Annotated in this window: 14 protein-coding genes, 6 tRNA genes and 1 rRNA gene; 16 read left to right on the top strand and 5 right to left on the bottom strand. The window is 42.7% G+C overall.

Annotated features, from left to right (window positions below; all coding sequences use genetic code 11):
• Positions 1-161: 161 nt before the first annotated feature.
• The 4 genes from rrf (at position 162) to EES38_RS18115 (ending at position 3,388) form a co-directional block, all read left to right on the top strand.
• Positions 162-277 (top strand): 5S ribosomal RNA (gene rrf, locus EES38_RS18130).
• Between the two features lie 81 nt (positions 278-358).
• A tRNA-Ser gene (locus tag EES38_RS18125) sits at positions 359-449 on the top strand.
• 178 nt (positions 450-627) lie between these two features.
• A complete protein-coding gene (locus EES38_RS18120) occupies positions 628-1,464 on the top strand; it encodes a MurR/RpiR family transcriptional regulator (RefSeq protein WP_124938632.1) in 837 nt (278 codons plus the stop codon).
• 412 nt (positions 1,465-1,876) lie between these two features.
• Positions 1,877-3,388: a CoA-acylating methylmalonate-semialdehyde dehydrogenase gene (locus tag EES38_RS18115; protein WP_124938631.1), complete on the top strand. Its 1,512-nt coding sequence runs from the start codon at positions 1,877-1,879 to the stop codon at positions 3,386-3,388.
• 52 nt (positions 3,389-3,440) lie between these two features.
• On the opposite strand, the gene ilvY is transcribed toward EES38_RS18115, so the two are convergent.
• On the bottom strand, positions 3,441-4,337 hold the full coding sequence (gene ilvY / locus EES38_RS18110) for an HTH-type transcriptional activator IlvY (protein ID WP_124938630.1): 897 nt from the start codon (positions 4,335-4,337) through the stop codon (positions 3,441-3,443).
• A 147-nt stretch (positions 4,338-4,484) separates the two neighbouring features.
• Here ilvY and ilvC point away from each other — a divergent pair, with 147 nt between their 5' ends.
• On the top strand, positions 4,485-5,972 hold the full coding sequence (gene ilvC, locus EES38_RS18105; RefSeq protein ID WP_124938629.1) for a ketol-acid reductoisomerase: 1,488 nt from the start codon (positions 4,485-4,487) through the stop codon (positions 5,970-5,972).
• Between the two features lie 52 nt (positions 5,973-6,024).
• Here the strand turns inward: ilvC and ubiK are convergent, their stop codons facing one another.
• The 4 genes from ubiK to EES38_RS18085 form a co-directional block, all read right to left on the bottom strand.
• The gene (gene ubiK, locus EES38_RS18100; RefSeq protein WP_124938628.1) at positions 6,025-6,285 is read right to left on the bottom strand and encodes a ubiquinone biosynthesis accessory factor UbiK; all 261 of its coding nucleotides are present in this window, start codon (positions 6,283-6,285) and stop codon (positions 6,025-6,027) included.
• A gap of 108 nt (positions 6,286-6,393) precedes the next feature.
• Positions 6,394-9,453, bottom strand: coding sequence for a multidrug efflux RND transporter permease subunit (locus EES38_RS18095; RefSeq protein WP_124938627.1), 3,060 nt, complete (start codon positions 9,451-9,453; stop codon positions 6,394-6,396).
• A 12-nt stretch (positions 9,454-9,465) separates the two neighbouring features.
• The gene (locus tag EES38_RS18090; RefSeq protein WP_124938626.1) at positions 9,466-10,572 is read right to left on the bottom strand and encodes an efflux RND transporter periplasmic adaptor subunit; all 1,107 of its coding nucleotides are present in this window, start codon (positions 10,570-10,572) and stop codon (positions 9,466-9,468) included.
• Positions 10,573-10,663: 91 nt separating this feature from the next.
• The gene (locus tag EES38_RS18085) at positions 10,664-11,248 is read right to left on the bottom strand and encodes a TetR/AcrR family transcriptional regulator (RefSeq protein WP_124938625.1); all 585 of its coding nucleotides are present in this window, start codon (positions 11,246-11,248) and stop codon (positions 10,664-10,666) included.
• 166 nt (positions 11,249-11,414) lie between these two features.
• Here EES38_RS18085 and rep point away from each other — a divergent pair, with 166 nt between their 5' ends.
• From rep to EES38_RS18030, 11 genes are all read left to right on the top strand, one after another.
• Positions 11,415-13,427: a DNA helicase Rep gene (gene rep / locus EES38_RS18080; protein WP_124938624.1), complete on the top strand. Its 2,013-nt coding sequence runs from the start codon at positions 11,415-11,417 to the stop codon at positions 13,425-13,427.
• Positions 13,428-13,689: 262 nt separating this feature from the next.
• Positions 13,690-13,766, top strand: a tRNA-Arg gene (locus EES38_RS18075).
• Between the two features lie 30 nt (positions 13,767-13,796).
• Positions 13,797-13,872: transfer RNA gene (locus EES38_RS18070), tRNA-His, on the top strand.
• Positions 13,873-13,876: 4 nt separating this feature from the next.
• Positions 13,877-13,953, top strand: a tRNA-Pro gene (locus tag EES38_RS18065).
• A gap of 43 nt (positions 13,954-13,996) precedes the next feature.
• Positions 13,997-14,072 (top strand) — tRNA-His (locus tag EES38_RS18060).
• Positions 14,073-14,163: 91 nt separating this feature from the next.
• Positions 14,164-14,240, top strand: a tRNA-Pro gene (locus tag EES38_RS18055).
• 1,172 nt (positions 14,241-15,412) lie between these two features.
• Positions 15,413-17,125, top strand: a complete 1,713-nt coding sequence (locus EES38_RS18050) for a dipeptide ABC transporter ATP-binding protein (RefSeq protein WP_124938623.1) — start codon at positions 15,413-15,415, stop codon at positions 17,123-17,125.
• A 61-nt stretch (positions 17,126-17,186) separates the two neighbouring features.
• Positions 17,187-18,743: an ABC transporter substrate-binding protein gene (locus EES38_RS18045; protein WP_124938622.1), complete on the top strand. Its 1,557-nt coding sequence runs from the start codon at positions 17,187-17,189 to the stop codon at positions 18,741-18,743.
• 120 nt (positions 18,744-18,863) lie between these two features.
• Positions 18,864-19,841 (top strand): ABC transporter permease, encoded by a 978-nt coding sequence (locus EES38_RS18040; protein ID WP_124938621.1) that lies wholly within the window; start codon positions 18,864-18,866, stop codon positions 19,839-19,841.
• Positions 19,842-19,843: 2 nt separating this feature from the next.
• Positions 19,844-20,782, top strand: coding sequence for an ABC transporter permease (locus EES38_RS18035; protein WP_124938620.1), 939 nt, complete (start codon positions 19,844-19,846; stop codon positions 20,780-20,782).
• A gap of 133 nt (positions 20,783-20,915) precedes the next feature.
• Positions 20,916-21,830 (top strand): SPOR domain-containing protein, encoded by a 915-nt coding sequence (locus EES38_RS18030; RefSeq protein WP_243694225.1) that lies wholly within the window; start codon positions 20,916-20,918, stop codon positions 21,828-21,830.
• The last annotated feature ends 111 nt before the right edge of the window (positions 21,831-21,941 follow it).

Raw genomic sequence — 21,941 nt, 5'->3', positions numbered from 1 at the left:
CGTTGATAGGCAGGGTGTGTAAGCGTTGTGAGGCGTTGAGCTAACCTGTACTAATTGCCCGTGAGGCTTAACCATACAACACCCAAAGGGTTTTGTGGACTCAATGTAAGAACATTGATTGTGTAAATGAGACGAAACAGCTCTCCGAATTAACAAATTTGCTTGGCGACCATAGCGATTTGGACCCACCTGATTCCATGCCGAACTCAGAAGTGAAACGAATTAGCGCCGATGGTAGTGTGGGGTCTCCCCATGTAAGAGTAGGACATCGCCAGGCTTTTATTTAAGTAATCATCATTGATTACGAAAACTAGGTATTTGCATCGTAAGAGTAAGACAGAACTTAGTAACAATTTATGGAGAGATGGCTGAGTGGTTGAAAGCACCGGTCTTGAAAACCGGCATACGTTAATAGCGTATCTAGGGTTCAAATCCCTATCTCTCCGCCACTATCAAAGAAGCCGCTGATATTTATCAGCGGCTTTTTTTGTTAGATCTGTTAGAAAAGTGCATCTATATTGAAGAATTAGCACGGGATTATTGTATAAACAGTGTAATCGGGGAATAATTCACCTTATTAAAAAAATTAATCACAATAACAGTATTACTATTATCAAGGGACACTTCATGCAAACGGCGAATAACTTAACCGAACTACAGGATCAGATCCGAGAGCGTTATGGACAATTGAGTAAGCGGCTAAAGCAAGTCGCTGAGTATGTTTTAGACAATGCTCAAAGTACCGCTTTTGATACCGTAGCTGTTATCGCAGATAATGCAGGTGTTCCACCTTCTACATTAATTCGTTTTGCTAACGCATTTGGTTTTAGCGGCTTTAATGAAATGAAGCAGCTATTTCGTAAGAATCTCCTTGAAGAAACGACAAGTTATACCGATCGTGTCAGACTCTTGAAGGAATTAGATGATGATATCGAACCTGCTGACCAGCCTAGTAGTATCCTCCACGAATTTTCTCGGGCTAATGCTCAGGCAATGCAAAATCTAGCGGCTCAAATTTCCGCTGAAGAACTGGCAAAAGCGGTTGATATCTTAGTGAAGGCGAAATCGATTCATGTTATTGGTTTAGGTCGTTCGTTTAGTGTTGCATCCTATCTTACATATGCTCTTCGTCATCTGAATCAACGTGTTTTCCTGGTTGATGGTTTAGGCGGGATGTTTAAAGAGCAAGCAAATATGATTGAAGCTGATGATGTTTTGGTTGCCGTGAGTTTCACTCCTTATGCTAAAGAAGCGATTATGGCGACAGAAGCAGCCTCTCGTGTTGGTGCAAAACAACTGATCATTACCGACAGCCAGATAAGTCCGCTAGCTTCTATGAGCGATATTTGCTTCTATGTTAAGGAAGCTGAAGTAGATGGTTTCCGTTCTCAAGCGGCATCTATGTGTCTTGCTCAAACTTTGGCCGTTTCTTTGGCATTTAAAGTGAACGATACCAAGCATTAAGCATTTCTCCGAGTTTTTAAAGGCAGAATTCATTCCATGATTCTGCCTTTTTTGTTTCATTTTTTCCTGATTAGTTTCTCCACACTCGACTATATTTAACTCTGAAAGCCACAATTGCCGTGCTAGTTATACTAAAAACAGAATATTGTCATTGATGCATATCAATTAAAGGTTGTCGTTAAACTGCAAATTAATATTCCAATATTGTGATTTGTGTCTTTCATTTGAGTTGATAATGAAATGTTTATTTCGTATAGTTCAGCCGCTCAGCAAAGAAACTTAAAATTCCTTTACTAGTAAAGAGCAATGTATTGATGTTGCCAAAGTGGTTTTTTGAGTCTTCCAAGCACAAACACAAATATAAAACGCCGTAGGTCGTAGTAGAAAGTCAGTCTATATTTAGGAGTCGTTGATGGAGACTATTCAGAATTACATTAATGGAAGCATTAAAGAAAGCCAAAGTGGCAAATTTGCTCCAGTATTTAACCCAGCAACTGGCGAGCAAATTCGTCAGGTTGTCCTTAGCACAAAAGGTGAAACAGAAGCTGCTGTTGAAGCTGCCTCTAAAGCTTTCCCTAAATGGTCAAAGCAGTCACCGCTAAAGCGTGCACGTATCCTATTCAAATTTAAATCTCTCATTGAAGCGAATATGGATAAGCTTGCAAAAACTATCTCAACAGAGCACGGTAAAGTGTATTCTGATGCGATTGGTGAGCTTACTCGTGGTCTAGAAGTGGTTGAGTTTGCATGTGGTATTCCTCACCTTCAAAAAGGCGAGCACTCAGCAAACGTAGGTACTGGTGTAGATAGCCATTCTCTAATGCAGCCTCTTGGTGTATGTGCTGGCGTTACTCCATTTAACTTCCCTGCGATGGTATCTATGTGGATGTTCCCTATTGCTCTAGCGACAGGTAACACTTTTGTATTGAAACCATCAGAGAAAGATCCATCCCTCTCACTTATGCTTGCAGAACTTCTTCAGGAAGCTGGTCTTCCAGAAGGTGTGTTCAACGTTGTAAACGGTGATAAAGAAGCAGTTGATGTGCTTTTAACTGATTCTCGAGTACAAGCGGTAAGCTTTGTTGGATCGACTCCTATTGCAGAATATATCTACTCTACGGCGTCTGCTCATGGCAAACGTTGTCAAGCGCTTGGCGGTGCAAAAAACCACTGTATCCTAATGCCTGATGCAGATCTTGATATGGCAACTAACGCTATCATCGGCGCAGCATTTGGAGCGGCAGGTGAGCGTTGTATGGCTCTTTCTGTAGCGGTTGTTGTTGGCGATGAAACTGCTGATGCTTTAGTTGACAAGCTACAAACTAGTGTCGATAAGATGACCATCGGTCCTGGTCTTGTTGATGGTAAAGAAAATGATATGGGTCCAGTGATCTCTTCTGTTCATAAACAGAAAATTATTGACTACATCGATTCAGGTGTTGCACAAGGTGCTGACCTGCTTATCGATGGCCGTTCACTTAAAGTGGAAGGTTTTGAAAATGGTTACTTTGTGGGTCCAACTTTATTTGACAAAGTATCTCCAGACATGACTATCTATAAAGAAGAGATCTTTGGTCCTGTTCTGGCAATCGTTCGTGTTAAAGACTTTGATACTGCAATTGACCTAATCAATCGTCACGAATACGGCAATGGTACTGCTATCTTTACTCGTGATGGTGAAACTGCTCGTCAATTTAGCGAGAATGTACAGGCTGGTATGGTTGGTATTAACATTCCAATCCCTGTACCAATGGCTTTCCACAGCTTTGGCGGCTGGAAACGCTCAGTATTCGGTCCTCTAAACGTACATGGTAACGACGGCGTTCGTTTCTATACAAAAATGAAAACAGTCACTAGCCGTTGGCCTGCTAGCGTGCGCCTAGAGCAACACGCAAGCTCATTTAATATGCCTACATTGGAGTAGTCAGACGCTCCAGTTTTTGGCCGCTTATCGTGAGGTAAGCGGCCTTTTTTATTTATCGAACGATACTTCTCTGCGCCGTAATTACTTTCCAAAGTGCTTTGACTATCGGTCCATCTAACTGTGAGCGTTTGCAACAGATACCCAGCTTAAATGGTTTCATCAACTCACTTTCTGGTAAACGTTGAATCTTGTCTCGCACAGGGCTGTTGTTGATTACGACATCTGGTGCAACGCCAATACCATATCCTAGAGCGACCATGCTCACGATCGCTTCATGTCCGGAGATCTGTGTGTATATATTGGGCTTAAATTTCATCTTCTTAAACCAAGCATTGGCACGTTCTCTCGCGGTACCTGATTCAGGAACGATAAAGGGGATTGCTGACCAGTCAGGGCTTTCTTTATGCAACTCATCGGTAAAGCTTGAAATACCGACAGGAGCGATGACCGACATTGGTAACTCACTGATCGTTTGAAATGCCACCCGGGACGGTAATGACTCAGGTAAAGCAGAGATGGCAATATCAGCTTCGTTATCGAGTACCTTATTGATGGCTTGTGCTGGATCGCCTGTCAGAAGTTTAAATTCTATAAAAGGATAGTGAGAGCGGAATGTGGATAACAGCTCAGGTAAATGACTATAGCTTGCCGTTACCGAGCAGAACAAACGAATTTCACCTCGCAGGGAACTGCTTTCATCCTGAAGATCGGTTAAATAATGTTCCCAATCAGTAATCATTTTCATTGCAACCGGAATGAGCTTCGTCCCTGATGGTGTCAGTTCCACTCGTCTGTTATCACGGATAAAAAGCTGATGGCCTATTTCTTCTTCAAGTTTCTGTATTTGGCGACTGAGTGCAGAAGGACTCATGTGCATCGCCGAGGCCGTCTTGGTAAAGTTTTTACTGTCACTCAGATGGCGAAACAATTGTAATGTTTTGATATTCACGCATGACCCCTTTGTGTTGCAAAAAACGCAATACTTAATTGTGAATATATCACTTTCCGCAATTAAATGTCTGGTTTAGTATGAGCCCATCCGATGTAATCAACAGCATCGACATGACGGATAAATTTTACAAAGGAGCATCTCCTCATGGGTAACAACTATTTCAACACTCTAAACCTACGCCAGCAAATTGGCCAACTATGCCAATGTCGTTTTATGGAACGTGCAGAATTCGTTAACGAAGCAGAATACCTGAAAGGTAAAAAAGTCGTTATCGTTGGTTGTGGTGCGCAAGGTCTTAACCAAGGCCTAAACATGCGTGATTCAGGTCTAGATGTTTCTTATGCTCTTCGTCAGTCTGCAATTGATGAGCAGCGTAAATCATTCAAAAATGCAAAAGACAACGGCTTTGTTGTTGGTAGCTATGAAGATCTTATTCCTCAAGCTGACCTTGTTGTTAACCTTACTCCAGACAAGCAACACACTAACGTTGTTGAAACTGTAATGCCTCTGATGAAACAGGGTGCAGCTCTTGGTTATTCTCACGGCTTCAACATCGTTGAAGAAGGTATGCAGATCCGTAAAGACATCACTGTAGTTATGGTAGCGCCAAAATGTCCTGGTACAGAAGTACGTGAAGAATACAAACGTGGCTTCGGTGTTCCAACTCTTGTTGCTGTTCACCCAGAAAACGATCCAAATGGCGACGGTCTTGAAATTGCAAAAGCTTGGGCTGCTGCAACAGGTGGTCACCGCGCTGGATGTCTACAATCTTCGTTCGTAGCCGAAGTTAAATCTGACCTTATGGGTGAGCAAACTATCCTTTGCGGTATGCTACAAGCTGGTTCTATCGTATGTTACGAAAAAATGGTTGCTGAAGGTGTTGATGCTGGTTATGCAGGTAAACTTCTTCAATACGGTTGGGAAACTATCACTGAAGCTCTGAAATTTGGTGGTATTACTCACATGATGGACCGTTTGTCTAACCCAGCTAAAATTAAAGCATTTGAGCTTTCTGAAGAGCTAAAAGAGCTTATGGCTCCTCTTTACTACAAACACATGGATGACATCATCTCTGGTGAGTTCTCAGGCACAATGATGGCTGACTGGGCGAACGACGATGTAAACCTACTAAAATGGCGTAAAGAAACGGGTGAAAGTGCATTTGAAAATTACCCAGAAACAAACGCTAAAATCTCTGAGCAAGAATATTTCGATAACGGCATCCTTATGATTGCTATGGTTCGTGCTGGGGTTGAGCTTGCATTCGAAGCAATGACCGAAGCTGGTATCATTGACGAGTCTGCATACTATGAGTCTCTGCATGAGCTTCCACTCATTGCGAACACTATTGCTCGTAAACGTCTATACGAAATGAACATCGTTATTTCTGATACTGCAGAATACGGTAACTACCTATTTGCTAACGTTGCTGTGCCACTTCTACGTGAGAAGTTCATGGACAAAGTAAGCACTGACGTAATTGGTAAAGGTATCGGCGAGTCTTCAAACCAAGTAGACAACGCAACTCTTATCGCAGTAAACCACGCTCTACGTTCTCACCCAGTAGAACTGATTGGTGAAGAGCTACGTGGCTATATGACTGACATGAAACGTATCGCAGTAGGTGACTAATCATAGTCCCCGACGACAAAATGAAAAAGGCTTGGTTAACCAAGCCTTTTTTTTATTCTTCCGATTTGTTTGCTAACTTACTTTCAATTTCCGCGAGCTTCTGTTCCATTTGAGTGAGTTTCTCACGTGTTCTTAGCAGTACTTGCGTTTGAACATCAAATTCTTCGCGACTGACAACATCTAATTTATTGAGTTGTCCTTGAATTACCTGGCGAACTTTCTGTTCTACGTCAGTACCCAAATCTTTCACAGGTTGTGGCATAGATTCATGAATCTGCTTGGCAATCTGCTCTATTTTCTTCGGATCAAACATAATTATCCCTACTCCTATATCTTTGTAATCATTTTATACCGAAATAGTACTCTGGAGCGAGTTTGATTATTCCAATCATTGAAATTGCTTAACCGTAATTCATCATATTCATTTCGACTCCTCAACAAATACGGGTAGTGGTTTATGTTTTTCTGCCAGATAGGTATAGATGATTGGCAGCACAAACAGCGTAAATAACGTCCCGATTGCCAAACCTGATACAATCACAATCCCGATGCTAAAGCGCTGTTCTGCACCTGCTCCAGTGGCATACATCAATGGTATCAAACCAGCAATCATTGATGCTGTTGTCATCAGTATCGGGCGTAACCTGACGCGGGTGGCCTCCATGACTGCGTCGATTCTGTTCATTTGATGGTTAAGCTGCTGCTCTTTTGCAACCTCACAGATAAGAATCCCGTGCTTAGTGATCAGACCTATCAAAGTGATCAGTCCGACTTGAGAGTAGATATTCATAGTTGCGGCCCCCCAAGCAAGAACAATAAGTGCTCCGCAGATAGCAAGGGGAACTGAAACCATAATGACAATCGGATCTTTGAGTGATTCAAACTGAATTGCTAATACCAAGAAGATGATGGCTAAAGCCAACGCAAATGTGCCATATAGAGCATTACCTTCGGTAACAAACTGGCGTGATTCACCCATATAATCATGTTGATAGCCGGTAGGTAAAATGTCATTCGCCGTTTTGTCTAACCAGTTAATTGCGTCACCCATGGCAGTGCCAGGTGCGGGTACTGCCCCAATGGTTGCAGAATTAAGCTGGTTAAAGTGCGGTAGGGAGCGCGGCTCTGCCACAACATCAATATGGATCAGAGAGCCAAGCGGTATCGCTTTTCCGTCAATTGCTTTCACGTAGTAATGATTTAATGATTCTGGGTTCAGGCGATATTTTCGCTCCACTTGAGGAATCACTTCGTAAGACCGGCCACCTAAATCAATTCGGTTTATGTAACCATCGGCGACCATAGTCGATAACGTTAAACCAATATCCTGCATTGAGACACCGTATGCCCCAGCTTTTTCTTTATCGATATTGATGCGCATCGTCGCAGAGTCAAAATTCAAATCCAACGTTGAATACACAAATTGAGGATTCTTTTTAACCTTGGTTAGTATCTCTGATGACAAGGTAAAGAGGTTTTCAAAACTGCTAGGAGTGGTAATTACCATCTGTATCGGTAGACCTGAACCTGCACCTGGAAGTTCAGGCATTTGGAAGGCAGAAATCGACATCGCGGGAATATCTTTTACCAGATCTTGCACTCGCTTGGTGATATCCGCTTGGCCTGCATCTCGCTGACTCCATGGCACTAGCACTGCTATTCCCAATGCTTGGTTAGATTTAGGAATACCAGTAAATACCTGCGCCATCTGAACTTCAGGTTGATCAGATAAGATCGCATTTACTTCATTCATCGTATTTTGCAGATAATCCAGGTTAGCGTTCGACTGACCATTCGCAATCAGCATCACGACCCCTTTATCTTCTGCTGGAGCAAGTTCTGTCGGAATAAATTTAAACAGAACCGGTAGACTGGCAAACACAATCACGGCAAAAACAAGTATGACGGGCCTTCTTTGCATAAAGGCACCTAACATGCGTTGATAGCGATCGGTGATTCTGTCTAATACCCGGTGAACTGCAAGTTCAAAGCGCGTTGGAGTGTCGTGGTCTTTGAGTATTTTTGAACACATCATTGGTGAAAGCGTCAGCGCGATGATACTAGAAACCAATACGGCACCAGCGAGTGTCAAAGCAAACTCTTTAAACAGAGATCCGGTAATACCCGTAGTTAGGGCGATTGGGGAGTATACGGCGACCAACGCCAGCGTAGTTGCGATAACTGGGCTGGCAATTTCTCTGGTACCAATAATCGCTGCCCTAAATGGATTTTCTCCCAGCTTCACGTGCCGGTCGACGTTTTCTAAAACAATTATCGCGTCATCAACCACAAGCCCAATCGCTAAGACCATCGCAAGTAAAGTCATTAGGTTCCATGAGAACCCAAATGCCTGCATTGCGAGAGCCACACCAATCAATGACAGTGGAATCGTTATTATCGGGATCATGACTGCGCGGATTGAGCCGACAAACAAAGTGATTACGATGAGAACGATGAATGCAGCCTCACCAATAGTTTTGATAACCTCATATATAGACTCGTTAATAGCAATAGTGGAGTCATACAGAAGTTGCATTTTTACGTTTTGAGGTAAGTTTTTCTCGATTCCGGGTAAAATATCGCGAACACTTTTGGCAATATCGATTGGGTTTGCGCTTGGCGCTGCGTTGATCGCCACCACAACCGCTTCTTTTCCATTTGCTGTTGCACGAAAAGTATCATGGCTTTTCGCTAACGTGACCTTGGCGATATTCTCTAAATGAACAACTTCGCCATTATCCTGACTGACAACGAGTTTTTTAAGCTCATCTACCGAACTAACTTGTGTCTTAGCATCACCATTATAAAGCACGAGTTCACCGGTAGCCTGTCCTGTGGCCGACTGATAGTTATTGGCACTAAGAACGTTGGTGACATCTTTTGCTGTCAGGTTGAGTGCCGCCATTTTATATGGGTCAAGCCAAACTCGCAGTGCATATTTTACCCCGCCATACATGTCGACTTTGGATACGCCTGAAACAGTAAATAGCTGAGGGTTAATAACGCGTTGCAGATAGTCCGTTATTTGACTGGAGTTCAGTTCATTACTCGTGAAGCCGATGTACATGACGGCCGTTGTAGAACCCGTTGACATCGTGACACTCGGATCGTCGGCTTCTTTAGGGAGCTGAGATCGAACCGAGTTTGTTTTTGCCAGAATATCGGCCAAGGCGGCATTCGGGTCGGTATTCAGTTTCATTTTAATGGTAATGGTCGAACTGCCGAGCACCGATTCAGAAGTCATATAATCGATGTTATCTGCCTGAGCGATTGCTTGCTCCAATGGTTGAGTAATAAAGCCTTGGATCAGGTCAGCACTGGCACCATAGTAGTTTGTTGTTACGGTCACTTCGGTATTGGTCATCTTCGGGTACTCTCGTACCGGAAGTTTAAAAATCGCCTGCATACCGAGTAGCGCAATCAAAAAGCTTATAGAAGCAGCCAGCACTGGTCTCTTGATAAATAAGTCCGTAAAGCGCATATGTCCTCCTACCTATAGCATCGGTATTTCTGCGGGTGGATTGGCTGCATCACTTTCGACAATGTGCACTTTCGCATCATTACTCAGTCGGACCTGACCTGAAATAACGATCGTATCACCGGAAGAGAGCCCAGAAAGAATATGAGCTTGGTCTATTTGACGTTTACCGACTTTCACGATCACTTGTTTGACTCGTTTTTCTTTACCATCATCATGAACAACATAAACACTGTCGCCATAGAGGGTATACGTGATAGCTGTTTGTGGAACGATAATTTGCTGATGCTGAACAGGAAGCTGAATACTGGCTTTCGCGAACATACCACTGCGCAATTTATCCTCGGTATTTGGAATATCCGCTTCAATCTGAATCAGGCCACTTTTGACACTAACGGCCGGTTCGATCGCTGTGATAGAGCCTGAAAAAGTCTGGTTTGGATAGGCGTCTACGGATATATCGACTTTCTGCTTTAGATGAACCTTAGAGATATCGGTTTGAGGAATGGTAAACTGGAGACGCATGATACTGGTGTCCTCCAAACGAACGATATCCGTACCCGGCTGAAGGTACTGACCTAAATAGACATTGCGAATACCGACTTTGCCAGAGAAGGGAGCTTCAATAACTCGGCGTTTAATAGTGGCCTTTAGGCTTTCAATATCGGCTGCAAGAGAAAAATACGCGGCTTCTGCCTCATCGAAGGACTCTTTAGAAAGAGAGCGCTTTTTATAGAGATCTTTGTAACGTTCATACTTAGCTTTTGCTGCAGGAAGCTTAGCCTCGGTACTTTTTAGGTTGGCTTGCTCAACACTCGAATCAAGAGTGACTAACACTTGGCCTTTCTGAGCTTCAATCCCGGAATCGAAATTGATACTTTTTACCACACCGCTTGATTCAGACGTTAGCATTACCCCTTGATAAGGTTCTATAAAGCCAATAGTTTGAATTGTGGGAACCCAGTCTTGATCGTTAATTTTTTGGATTGTTACTGGATAAGAAGGTTCAGGTTGATTTGCCAAATACTGTGCGATCATCTTTTGTTTGAACAGATTAAATCCGATCACGCTGCCAAATAGTACCACTACAATGAGCAGCATCACGATGGTCCACTTTTTCATCAATTAAAACTCCAACTTTATTAGTCACGTTGTAATCCGAGAGCTTATCGTTATTGTCTGTCGCATATTCTCAGATCGGTTTGTTATCCTATTAATGAATCGTTATTGCATCCCAACAAGCTTCAATTGCAGCATTGAGCTCAATTTCTGAAAGGGGATAAATATTCAGAGCCTGCTTGCGAGCCAGGCTAACAATAACTTCAAAGCTAAGTGCCACAAGGATCTTGTTTGAAAGAGGCTTAAAGAGCTTCTCTGATTTTCCCTGCTCGAACAATTTCTCTACTTCGCCAAAGCGTTCTCGCTCGTTTTCCCACTCCCAAACACGTTTACAAGCGGCTTGTGGAAGTGCATCGTATTGAACTTGGTTTGCGAGCTGTGCTGTATTGGTGTTGGCCAATGTCCAAACGTTATTCAACATTGTGTGAAACCGTTCTTTTAATGGCATGTCATCACTGACATTTTTTTGTACAGCATCCGCGATGCCTTGTACGACGCGATGACGTAATTGCTCTAGTAAATCATCTTTATCGGAAAAATAACGATAAATAGTTCCTGCTGCGACACCCGCTTCATTTGCCAGTTTTTGCATGGATAGACCTTGAAATCCGGTTTCTGCCAGCATTTTTTCTGCTGCGCTTAGTATTTGGTCATACTTATCGTTTTTCTGTGTTTCCATGAATCTACAAAAATGAATGAACGTTCATTCATTCTGAGTGGTGGCGAAAAAAAAAGCAAGTGGTGAGATCAAAGAAAGGGAAGTGTCGATAGATTCATAGCAATCAATGGGGGTAGGTATTATCATGTGCGAGGTATACGAAGCGTTAGAAAAGTAAGTTGACACGATGAAATTAAACCAAAGACAAGATGAAGCGGTTAAATATGTCTCGGGGCCTTGTCTCGTGCTAGCTGGTGCCGGTTCGGGTAAGACAAGGGTTATCACCAATAAGATTGCCTATCTCGTTCAGCAATGTGGGTATAAAGCACGGAACATTGCTGCCGTGACGTTTACCAATAAAGCGGCTCGAGAAATGAAAGAGCGGGTGGCTCAAAGTCTTGGTCGAAGTGAATCACGTGGTCTTATCGTTTCTACCTTTCATACTCTTGGTCTTAATATCATTCGTAAAGAGTATAAGGCGCTTAATCTCAAAGCGGGTTTTTCTCTTTTTGACGATCAGGATCAGATGGCGTTACTTAAAGAACTGACCGAAAAGCAGCTTGATGGCGATAAAGAATTACTCAGTCAGTTACTGCACACCATATCGAATTGGAAAAACGATTTGCTCTCTCCTGAGCAGGTAAAAGTCATCGCTCAAGGTGAACAACAGCAACTTTTCGCGTTTTGCTATGAGTTATACCAAAATCAGATGCGCGCCTATAACGCTCTGGATTTTGATGATTTGATTCTGATGCCAGTACATCTCTTTAAACGTCAGCCAGAGACATTACAGCGATGGCAAAATCGTATTCGTTATCTCTTAGTTGATGAATATCAGGACACCAATACCAGCCAGTATGAGTTGGTCAAACTTTTGGTTGGTGAGCGTGCTCGTTTTACGGTTGTTGGCGATGATGATCAGTCTATTTATTCTTGGCGCGGTGCCAATCCCCAAAATCTTGTGCTTTTAGGTAAAGATTTCCCTAATCTTCGTGTTATCAAATTAGAACAAAATTACCGATCAACTAGCCGTATACTGAGAGCGGCAAATATCTTGATAGCGAATAATAGCCACGTCTATGAAAAGTCTCTTTACTCGGAGCTTCCGGAAGGTGAGAAGCTCAAAGTTGTTTTAGCGAATAACGAAGATAATGAAGCGGAGAGAGTGGCGGGTGAGATTATTGCGCACAAATTCCTTAACAGAACCGATTATAAAGATTACGCCGTATTATATCGTGGTAATCATCAATCTCGACTAATAGAAAAGCTTCTGACACAGAACCGAATTCCGTACAAGTTAACGGGAGGAACGTCGTTTTTTGCCAGAGCAGAAATAAAAGATATTATGGCTTATCTGAGGGTTCTGGTTAATCCTGATGATGACAATGCCTTTTTACGGATTGTAAATACTCCGCGTCGTGAAATTGGTCCTGCAACTCTGGAAAAGTTGGGAAATTACGCCAATATGAGGGGAAAAAGCTTGTTTGAGTCAAGCTTTGAACTGGGCTTAGAGCAGCATCTTTCAGGACGAGGACTCGATAATTTACGTCGATTTACACAATGGATAGTGAGTATTGCTGATAATGCTGAACGAGGTGATACCGTTGACGCTGTTCGTTCACTGGTTCGTGATATTCATTATGAAGATTGGTTGTACGAAACGTCATCCAGTCCAAAAGCAGCAGAGATGCGGATGAAAAACGTATCGGATCTCTACTCATGGATTGTCGCCGATTTAGAAGGTGATAATTATGATCAGGAAGAAAAGACGCTGAAAGAAGTTGTTCAGCGCCTCACTCTGCGTGACATGATGGAACGAGGCGAAGATGAGGAAACTGATGCGGTACAACTGATGACGCTGCATGCTTCAAAAGGGCTAGAATTTCCCTACGTGTATTTGGTTGGAGCGGAAGAAGGCATTTTGCCGCATCAAACGAGTATCGATGAAGACAATATCGAGGAAGAGCGTCGTTTGATGTATGTTGGCATCACCCGAGCTCAGCGAGAATTAACGTTTACAATGTGCAAAGAGCGTCGTCAGTATGGTGAGCTACTTAAGCCAACTCAAAGCCGTTTTTTGGATGAACTTCCTTATGATGACGTTGAGTGGGAACAGAAAAAGAAAGTGGTGACCCAAGAAGAGAGAATGGCGAAAGGTCAGGCTCATATCGCTAATCTGAGAGCAATGTTTAAGAAATAATAAACAGAATATTCAAAAGATTAGGGCTTTCTACTTGTAATACACTTTTTAATCGTTACTATGTTGCATGTAAGTTTGATAACGAAGAAAATCAGAGCTTACAACGCCTTATCTGGGACCTATTGCGACGTGATATTATTTCACTCTTTCTATTTTGTTGTTTAAGTGATGAAAAACGCACCAAACGATAAAAAAAGTGCAAAAAGTACTAGACGGCATCGGGTGATATACGTATCATTCCCCTCCGCCGATAGGGCATGAAGCGCCCGTAGCTCAGCTGGATAGAGCGTTGGCCTCCGGAGCCAAAGGTCGAAGGTTCAAATCCTTTCGGGCGTGCCATTTTCCGGAGGAAAAATCGGTAAAATTGTGGTGACTATAGCTCAGTTGGTAGAGCCCTGGATTGTGATTCCAGTTGTCGCGAGTTCGAGCCTCGTTAGTCACCCCATTCTCGGTGAATAGCGCAGTTTGGTAGCGCATCTGGTTTGGGACCAGAGGGTCGGGGGTTCGAATCCCTCTTCACCGACCATATTTTAGTTACTGGATTCGTCGGGTAACATTACAAGTTAGTGGTGACTATAGCTCAGTTGGTAGAGCCCTGGATTGTGATTCCAGTTGTCGCGAGTTCGAGCCTCGTTAGTCACCCCATTTATTCAGTGAAAACGTCATTTGGTAGCGTATCACGAATTAAAATAGCCATCTCAGAGATTATTATCTGGATTGCTTAATACCAAAAGATCGGTGAATAGCGCAGTTTGGTAGCGCATCTGGTTTGGGACCAGAGGGTCGGGGGTTCGAATCCCTCTTCACCGACCATCATTCGAAAGCCTCGACGTAATGTCGGGGCTTTTCTCGTTCTAAAGCAGTGTATTTTGAGTCTGATTTGGGACCAGAGGATCGGGTGCGGAATGCCGCCCAGTACGAATCCCTCTTCATCGACCATCATTCGAAAGCCTCGACGTTATGTCGGGGCTTTTCTCGTTCTAAAGCAGTGTATTTTGAGTCTGGTTTGGGACCAGAGGAGCGGGTGCGGAATGCCGCCCAGTACGAATCCCTCTTCATCGACCATCATTCGAAAGCCTCGACGTTATGTCGGGGCTTTTCTCGTTCTAAAGCAGTGTATTTTGAGTCTGGTTTGGGACCAGAGGATCGGGTACGGAATGCCACCCAGTACGAATCCCTCTTCACCGACCATCATGCAAAAGTCTCGATGTAGGTCATAACTTTTCTCGTTTTGGTATGGTCTATTTCTTCACTGAATGACAGTGTTCATGTCTATTTGATGCTCGGAATAGCAGATATTTGCTTATTCTTAATCACTAGATCTCATCTTTCCTCTATTCTTCTCGCTGGTGTTTTGTTTACAGATTTTCGAATCTCGCCAAATAGAATTCATAATTTTTCTATTTTTAGTGATCTAGAACACGTTTATTACGCTTACTTTGCGACAGATAGACTAGGCTTGATGAATAGAAAGTAAAGATACATCGATTGCAGATAAAATTAAATTGACTCACTGGTCAGTATTTTTGTCTGTTATATCCATATTAATCGTGGTGGTTTTAGGTTCTGGTATAATTTAAAATATTAGTTTTAATTGCTATTTTTTATGAATATATTGGGCTTTTATCCCAATAAAAGCGATTGTTACAAAGTTGTTAATCTATTATTGATGGTTTTTATTAGTTTACTAACTTACCATTATTCATTTATTTTTGTCTGTTTTTTTTAATTTTATTGGTTTTTTGTTGTGTTATCGATTTCATTTTGGTGAGTTATTTACGAGCGTCGTTCTCCTTAAATATATTATTAAACAGAATTATTATTCAATAAATATGTGTTTATTGTCATTAATTGCTTTTTTATACGCTTATATTGTATTTTGAATAAGTTTTGTCGAACTGTAATATTTAATTGTGAATTGGTTTTTTATGCTGATTTGCATGGATGCAAGCTGATTAATAACTATTATCAGCTGAGGTATAGAAATGTCATTATTAGAAGTAAAAAACCTACGTATTGAATATCCTTCCCGTCATGGAGTTTTCGCCGCTGTTAAGAATTTGACCCTAGAAATTGAAAGGGGTGAAATCGTTGGTGTGGTTGGTGAATCTGGAGCCGGTAAGTCAACAGTGGGTAATGCGGTTATCGATCTATTGAGTCCCCCAGGAACGATTGCTGGAGGAGAGGTGTTTCTCGATGGTGAGAAGATTTCTGGTTTGAAGCCGGAAGCAATGCGTCGCGTTCGAGGTTCGAAAATTGGCTTCATTTTCCAAGACCCAATGACATCCCTCAACCCACTCTTTACGGTCGAGCATCAGATAAAAGAAACCATTCATGCCAATATGAAGGTATCAGACAGCGAAGCCTATTCAAGAGCGCTGTCCCTCATGAAGCAAGTGGGAATTCCGCAGCCGGAAAATCGCCTAAAGCAGTTCCCTCATCAATTTTCTGGTGGTATGCGTCAGAGAGTTGTTATTGCGATTGCCTTAGCGGGTGAACCCGATCTGATCATCGCTGATGAACCAACAACGGCACTGGATGTGTCGATTCAGGATCAGATACTCAGTCTAATTCGGGAGTTGTGCGTTAAAAATAACGTCGGCTGTATGTTAGTGACCCACGATATGGGGGTCGTTTCTAATGTGACCGATCGCGTGGCGGTGATGTACCGTGGCGACTTAGTTGAATTTGGTCCGACGCAAAAAGTGTTAGGAGATCCCGACCATCCGTATACCCGAAGCTTAATCTCCGCAGTACCTCGTTCTGACGTTAAACTCGATCGTTTCCCTCTGGTTAGCTATATCGAGGAAGCGGGAGAGATGGAACCGATTGATGTTAAGAATCACTGGCTTGGAAAGAGTCAGGATCAACGCGAATATAAAGGCTCATTGCTGAGCGTTGAAAACGTCAACTTACGCTTTATTACTAAGGACTCTCTGTTCGAAAACCGTCGTGAGTATGTTCAGGCGTCAAATAACGTCAGCTTTGACGTAAATGAAGGGGAAACATTTGGCTTAGTGGGTGAATCCGGTTCGGGTAAATCGACAATTGCTCGAGTTATCGCTGGTTTATATACACCCAACTCAGGCAAAGTGTCTTTTGAAGGTATTGACTTAACAGCATTAGCATCAGAAAAAGAACGTCGGCCAATGCGTCGCCAGATGCAGATGGTATTCCAAAACCCGTATACTTCAATGAATCCGCGGATGAAAATTTTCGATATCATCGCGGAGCCGATTCGTTTCCATAAATTGACAGAGAATGAATCTCAAACCCGACAGGTTGTATTTGATTTGTTGGACTATGTGGGATTAGGTCGTATGGCTGGCGTGAAGTATCCACATGAATTTTCTGGCGGTCAACGTCAACGTATTTCTATCGCTAGAGCCCTCGCTACTCGCCCGCGTCTTCTCATCTGTGATGAACCCACGTCTGCTTTGGATGTTTCGGTTCAGGCACAGATTCTTAACCTGTTAAAAGACCTTCAGGACGAACTCAATCTGACGATGTTGTTTATCAGTCATGATTTACCGGTTATTCGTCAGATGTGTGATCGTATTGGCGTCATGAAAATGGGCACCTTACTGGAAGTAGCCGATACGGAAACTCTGTTTACTTCGCCTCAGCATGAGTACAGCAAGCAACTTATATCTCTGATGCCCGAGTTTACTGGCCTTAGAGAAGCAGCGGTTAGCTAAAGTAATAACAACAATACTACGCAAACACAGGGATATTTTGTCCCGCAAAGGAGTTATGCAAATGAAAATAATGAAAAGCAAGCTAGCAGTGGCATTGATGGCTGCAGGTCTGAGTTTTGCGGTTAATGCCGCTGATATCACCATCGCTTATGATGCTGATCCAGTTTCACTCGACCCTCAGGAGCAGTTATCAGGAGCAACGCTACAGCTTTCTCACATGGTGTTTGACCCATTGGTTCGTTATACCCAAGAATTGAAGTTCGAACCTCGTTTGGCATCAAAATGGGAACGAATTGACGATAAAACGTTCCGATTCACATTGCGTCAGGGCGTTAAGTTCCATTCAGGAAACGAGATGACGGCAGATGATGTGATTTGGACGTTTAAGCGTTTGAAAAACTCACCGGACTTCAAGGCTATCTTCGAACCTTATGAAAAAATGGTTAAGATCGATGACTATACCGTTGATCTTGTCTCTAAAGCGCCATACCCACTTGTATTGCAAACCGCAACGTACATTTTCCCAATGGACAGCAAATTCTACTCAGGCAAAACCGATGATGGAAAAGACAAGGGTGAGATTGTTAAGCACGGTAATTCATTTGCATCAACGCACGAATCAGGTACTGGACCATTTGTTATCAAATACCGCGAGCAAGGCGTAAAAGTTGAGTTCGAACGTTTTGCTGATTACTGGGATAAAGATTCAAAAGGCAACGTTGATAATTTGACTCTGGTTCCGATCAAAGAAGATGCAACACGAGTGGCAGCGCTACTGTCTGGCGATGTTGATATGATTGCACCTGTTGCACCAAACGATCTCAAACGTGTGGAAGATGCGCCAAAAGTTGATTTGGTGACCCTTCCAGGTACACGTATTATAACATTCCAATTAAATCAGGCGAGTAATCCGGCACTGAAAGATGTTCGTGTTAGACAAGCTATTGTCTATGCGATAAACAATGAAGGTATTGTGAAAAAAATCATGAAAGGTTTTGCAACCGCTGCGGCTCAGCAAAGTCCTCAAGGATACGCCGGTTACAATCCTGATCTGAAACCTCGTTATGATCTGAAAAAAGCCAAAGAGCTAATGAAAGAAGCAGGTTACGAGAAAGGTTTCAACCTGACTATGATCGCACCTAATAACCGCTATGTTAATGATGCGAAAGTAGCTCAGGCTGTCGCTGCAATGCTCTCTAAGATCGGGATTAAAGTTGATCTGAAAACTATGCCTAAAGCTCAGTACTGGCCTGAATTTGATAAATGTGCTGCAGATATGCTGATGATTGGTTGGCACGCGGATACAGAAGATTCAGCTAACTTCTCTGAATTCCTGACAATGACTCGTAACGAAGAAACGGGTCGTGGTCAGTACAACTGTGGGCATTACTCAAACCCCGTAGTCGATAAACTGGTTGAAGACGCTAACGTCGAAACAGATCCAGCGAAACGCGCGAAATTACTGCAAAAAGTCGAAGCAACATTGTACGACGATGCGGCATTCGTTCCTCTGCATTGGCAGAACCTGGCATGGGGTGCGAAATCAACATTACAAATCAAACCTATCGTCAACGTAATGAACTTCCCATACCTTGGTGATTTGCACGTCAAAGAATAAGTTCTGAGATTAGTTGACTTATTTAAGTAGTAAGGACGCCTATTCTATCAGTCGGATAGGCGTCTCTTTTCAGACTGATAACACAGGAATCTGTGATAAGAAAGGATTAAGGGGCAGGAAATGTTTTCGTTTCTGGTCAAGCGGCTAGCGCAAGCAATTGTCGTTATGTTTGTCATTAGTTTAGTGGCGTTTGCTATTCAGGATAACCTAGGGGATCCCCTACGGGAACTGGTCGGGCAGTCAGTGTCTGATTCTGAGCGCCAGGCATTACGCGATGAGTTGGGTTTAAATGATCCGTTTGTCACCAAATACACACGTTTTATCACTGCTGCAGTGCATGGTGATTTAGGGACGTCGTACTTTTTTAAACGTCCTGCTCTGGATGTTATTTTAGAAAAATTGGTCGCGACACTTGAACTGGTGTTCGGTGCCTCTGTATTGATTATTTTCATCTCGATACCGCTTGGCGTCTATTCGGCAATCCATCCCAAAAGTTGGTTTACCAAGTTTGTCATGGCGTTTAGCAGTATAGGTATCTCTATTCCCGTCTTTTTGACTGCGATTATGTTGATGTACGTGTTCTCAATTGAGCTAGGTTGGTTACCTTCTTATGGACGTGGAGAAACCGCCAATATATTTGGTTGGGAATCTGGATATTTCACCCTTGATGGCCTTGAGCATCTTGTTTTGCCCTGTGTATCACTGGCATCGATAATGTTGCCACTATTTATACGTTTAGTTCGTTCTGAAATGCTGGAAGTTTTAAGTTCGGAATACATCAAATTTGCACAGGCAAAAGGTTTACCTTTAAAGAAAGTGTATTACCAACATGCTTTGAAAAATACCATGTTGCCAGTATTGACCGTAGGTGGTGTACAAATTGGTACTATGGTGGCTTATACCATTTTGACAGAGACGGTATTTCAGTGGCCAGGAACCGGATTTCTATTTTTAGAAGCCATTAACCGGGTTGATACACCGCTTATCACTGCCTACGTCATTTTTGTCGGACTCATTTTTGTGGTAACGAATACGATTGTCGATTTGCTGTATGGCTTAATAAACCCAACCGTTAATTTGACTGGAAAAGGAGCGTAATCATGAGTACACCTGTTTCAGCTCCTGGTCGTTGGGAGCGCTTTAAGCAATCGGATTTTCTGTACTACTTTCTGAAAGATAAAGTAGCGATGGTGAGTTTCGCTATCTTCTTGTTGTTTTTCTTAGCGGCTATTCTGGCGCCAATATTGTCACCAACTAATCCATACGATTTGACCAGTATTGATATTATGGATTCAGAGCTTCCACCGTCCTGGATGCCAGATGGAGATGCTCGCTTCCTGCTTGGAACGGACGACCAGGGACGAGATATTCTTTCAACGATTTTGTATGGCTCGCGGCTCTCTCTAACGATTGGCTTTTTAGCGGTAGGCCTGCAATTGGTCTTAGGGATTATCATGGGACTCTCAGCAGGCTACTTTGGTGGGAAAATTGATAGCTTCCTTATGCGTTTTGCGGATGTTCAGCTGTCTTTCTCAACCATGATGGTGGCTATTATTGTGTCTGCTATCTTTAAGGCGAGTTTTGGCAGTGAATTTTATAGCGAATATGCTGTTGTCATGCTCGTAGTCATCATAGGTGTCGCCGAGTGGCCACAGTACGCCAGAACAATTCGAGCATCAGTGCTTGCCGAAAAAAGAAAGGAATATGTGGAAGCCGCGAAAGTCATGGGGTTTCGTGCACCTAAAATAATGTTCCGACATATCTTACCTAATTGCTTATCCCCTATATTGGTTATTTCGACCGTACAGGTAGCAAATGCCATCATGTCGGAAGCCGCTTTGTCATTCTTGGGCCTCGGTTTACCAGTTGATCAGCCATCACTTGGTTCCCTAATTAGTATAGGCTTTAACTATATCTTCTCCGGATCTTGGTGGATTACTGCTTTCCCTGGCATTGTATTGGTCACATTGGTTTTAGTGATTAATTTACTTGGTGACTGGCTGAGAGATGTCTTTAACCCTAAGATCTACAAGGGCTAATTTGACAGCAAAATGTCATGTTTTTTCTAATTTAATCAGAGTCGTGAGTAATTACGGCTCTTTTTTTGCATCCTTAATCTATTCTCTGTCAAAAAGTTGTTGTTTTGTGATTGAATGCTTAAGGATATTAACAGTGAATTCACTACTTCAAATCACTACTAAATGTTGGATTGGTACTGCTTCTCTGCTGATTGCCTTATCAATACCAGTGGGCGCATCGGCAAAGCCATTTATTTGTGATGCTACCCAAGCGTCTACAAGTTCTCTACCCGAATTAGCCGAGGCTTGTCCTATCGGCCAAGGCTTATGGGGCAAACAGTTGCCCACCTCAAACAATAGTAGCTTTTGGATACAGTGCGGTGTATTTAATAAGCCGATGACTCTAGCTCAAGCTAAGAATCTCTATGGCGCTATTTCTACGGATGTTTGGATGAAGCCGGAGAAAAGTTCATTTCGTTGTTTAATTGGTCCCTATGACGATTATATGGCGGCAAAGAGGGATCTCGAGCATGTGCAAGAGTTACCCAAATATCGGAAGGCATTTTTGCGAGCATTTACCTCAGAGTCCGATTCATCGTCTACTAAGTCTTCAAGTACTGTGAAATTTACACCAGTAAAACCAACCCAGTCTAAAGATCCTGCTATGGCAGTCTCTCAATCTCGTCCAGCTTTAAATAGTCCTAAGCCACAAAGAGATCCAATTGAGTCTACTGGTAACATTGTGGTTCGGAAGAAAGCAACGCTGGATGGTATTCAATATGCGATTCCTTTTATCGACCACGAGACAGTGCAGTTTTACATGGAGTACGACAAGCCATGGAACCGCATGAGTTACCCCATGGCAGCTAAAACATGTTCGTCTATCGGTATGGAACTCGCAACGATTCCACAATGGAAGAAATTATTGAATTCAGAGCTAATGAAAAAGGAACAATGGCCGATATACCTACCGTACTGGGGACAAAATAACGTGGGACTCTTTACCAGTGGTAAAACATCTCAGTTAAAAGGAACCTCGCTACTAAACGTGCTTTGTGTGCGGTTGTAATAGACGATATTGATATTTAATTATTTGAAAGATAACAAATAAAATTTCGGGAATTTGTCTTTACTGAGAAAATTAATATTACATTTGCTTATCTTTTCACAATTTTGATGA

It is taken from the genome of Vibrio viridaestus, assembly GCF_003856525.1.
Taxonomy (GTDB): Bacteria; Pseudomonadota; Gammaproteobacteria; order Enterobacterales; family Vibrionaceae; genus Vibrio; species Vibrio viridaestus.
The sequence above is the reverse complement of the archived record's forward strand: the minus strand, read 5'-3'. Positions and strand labels throughout refer to the sequence as shown.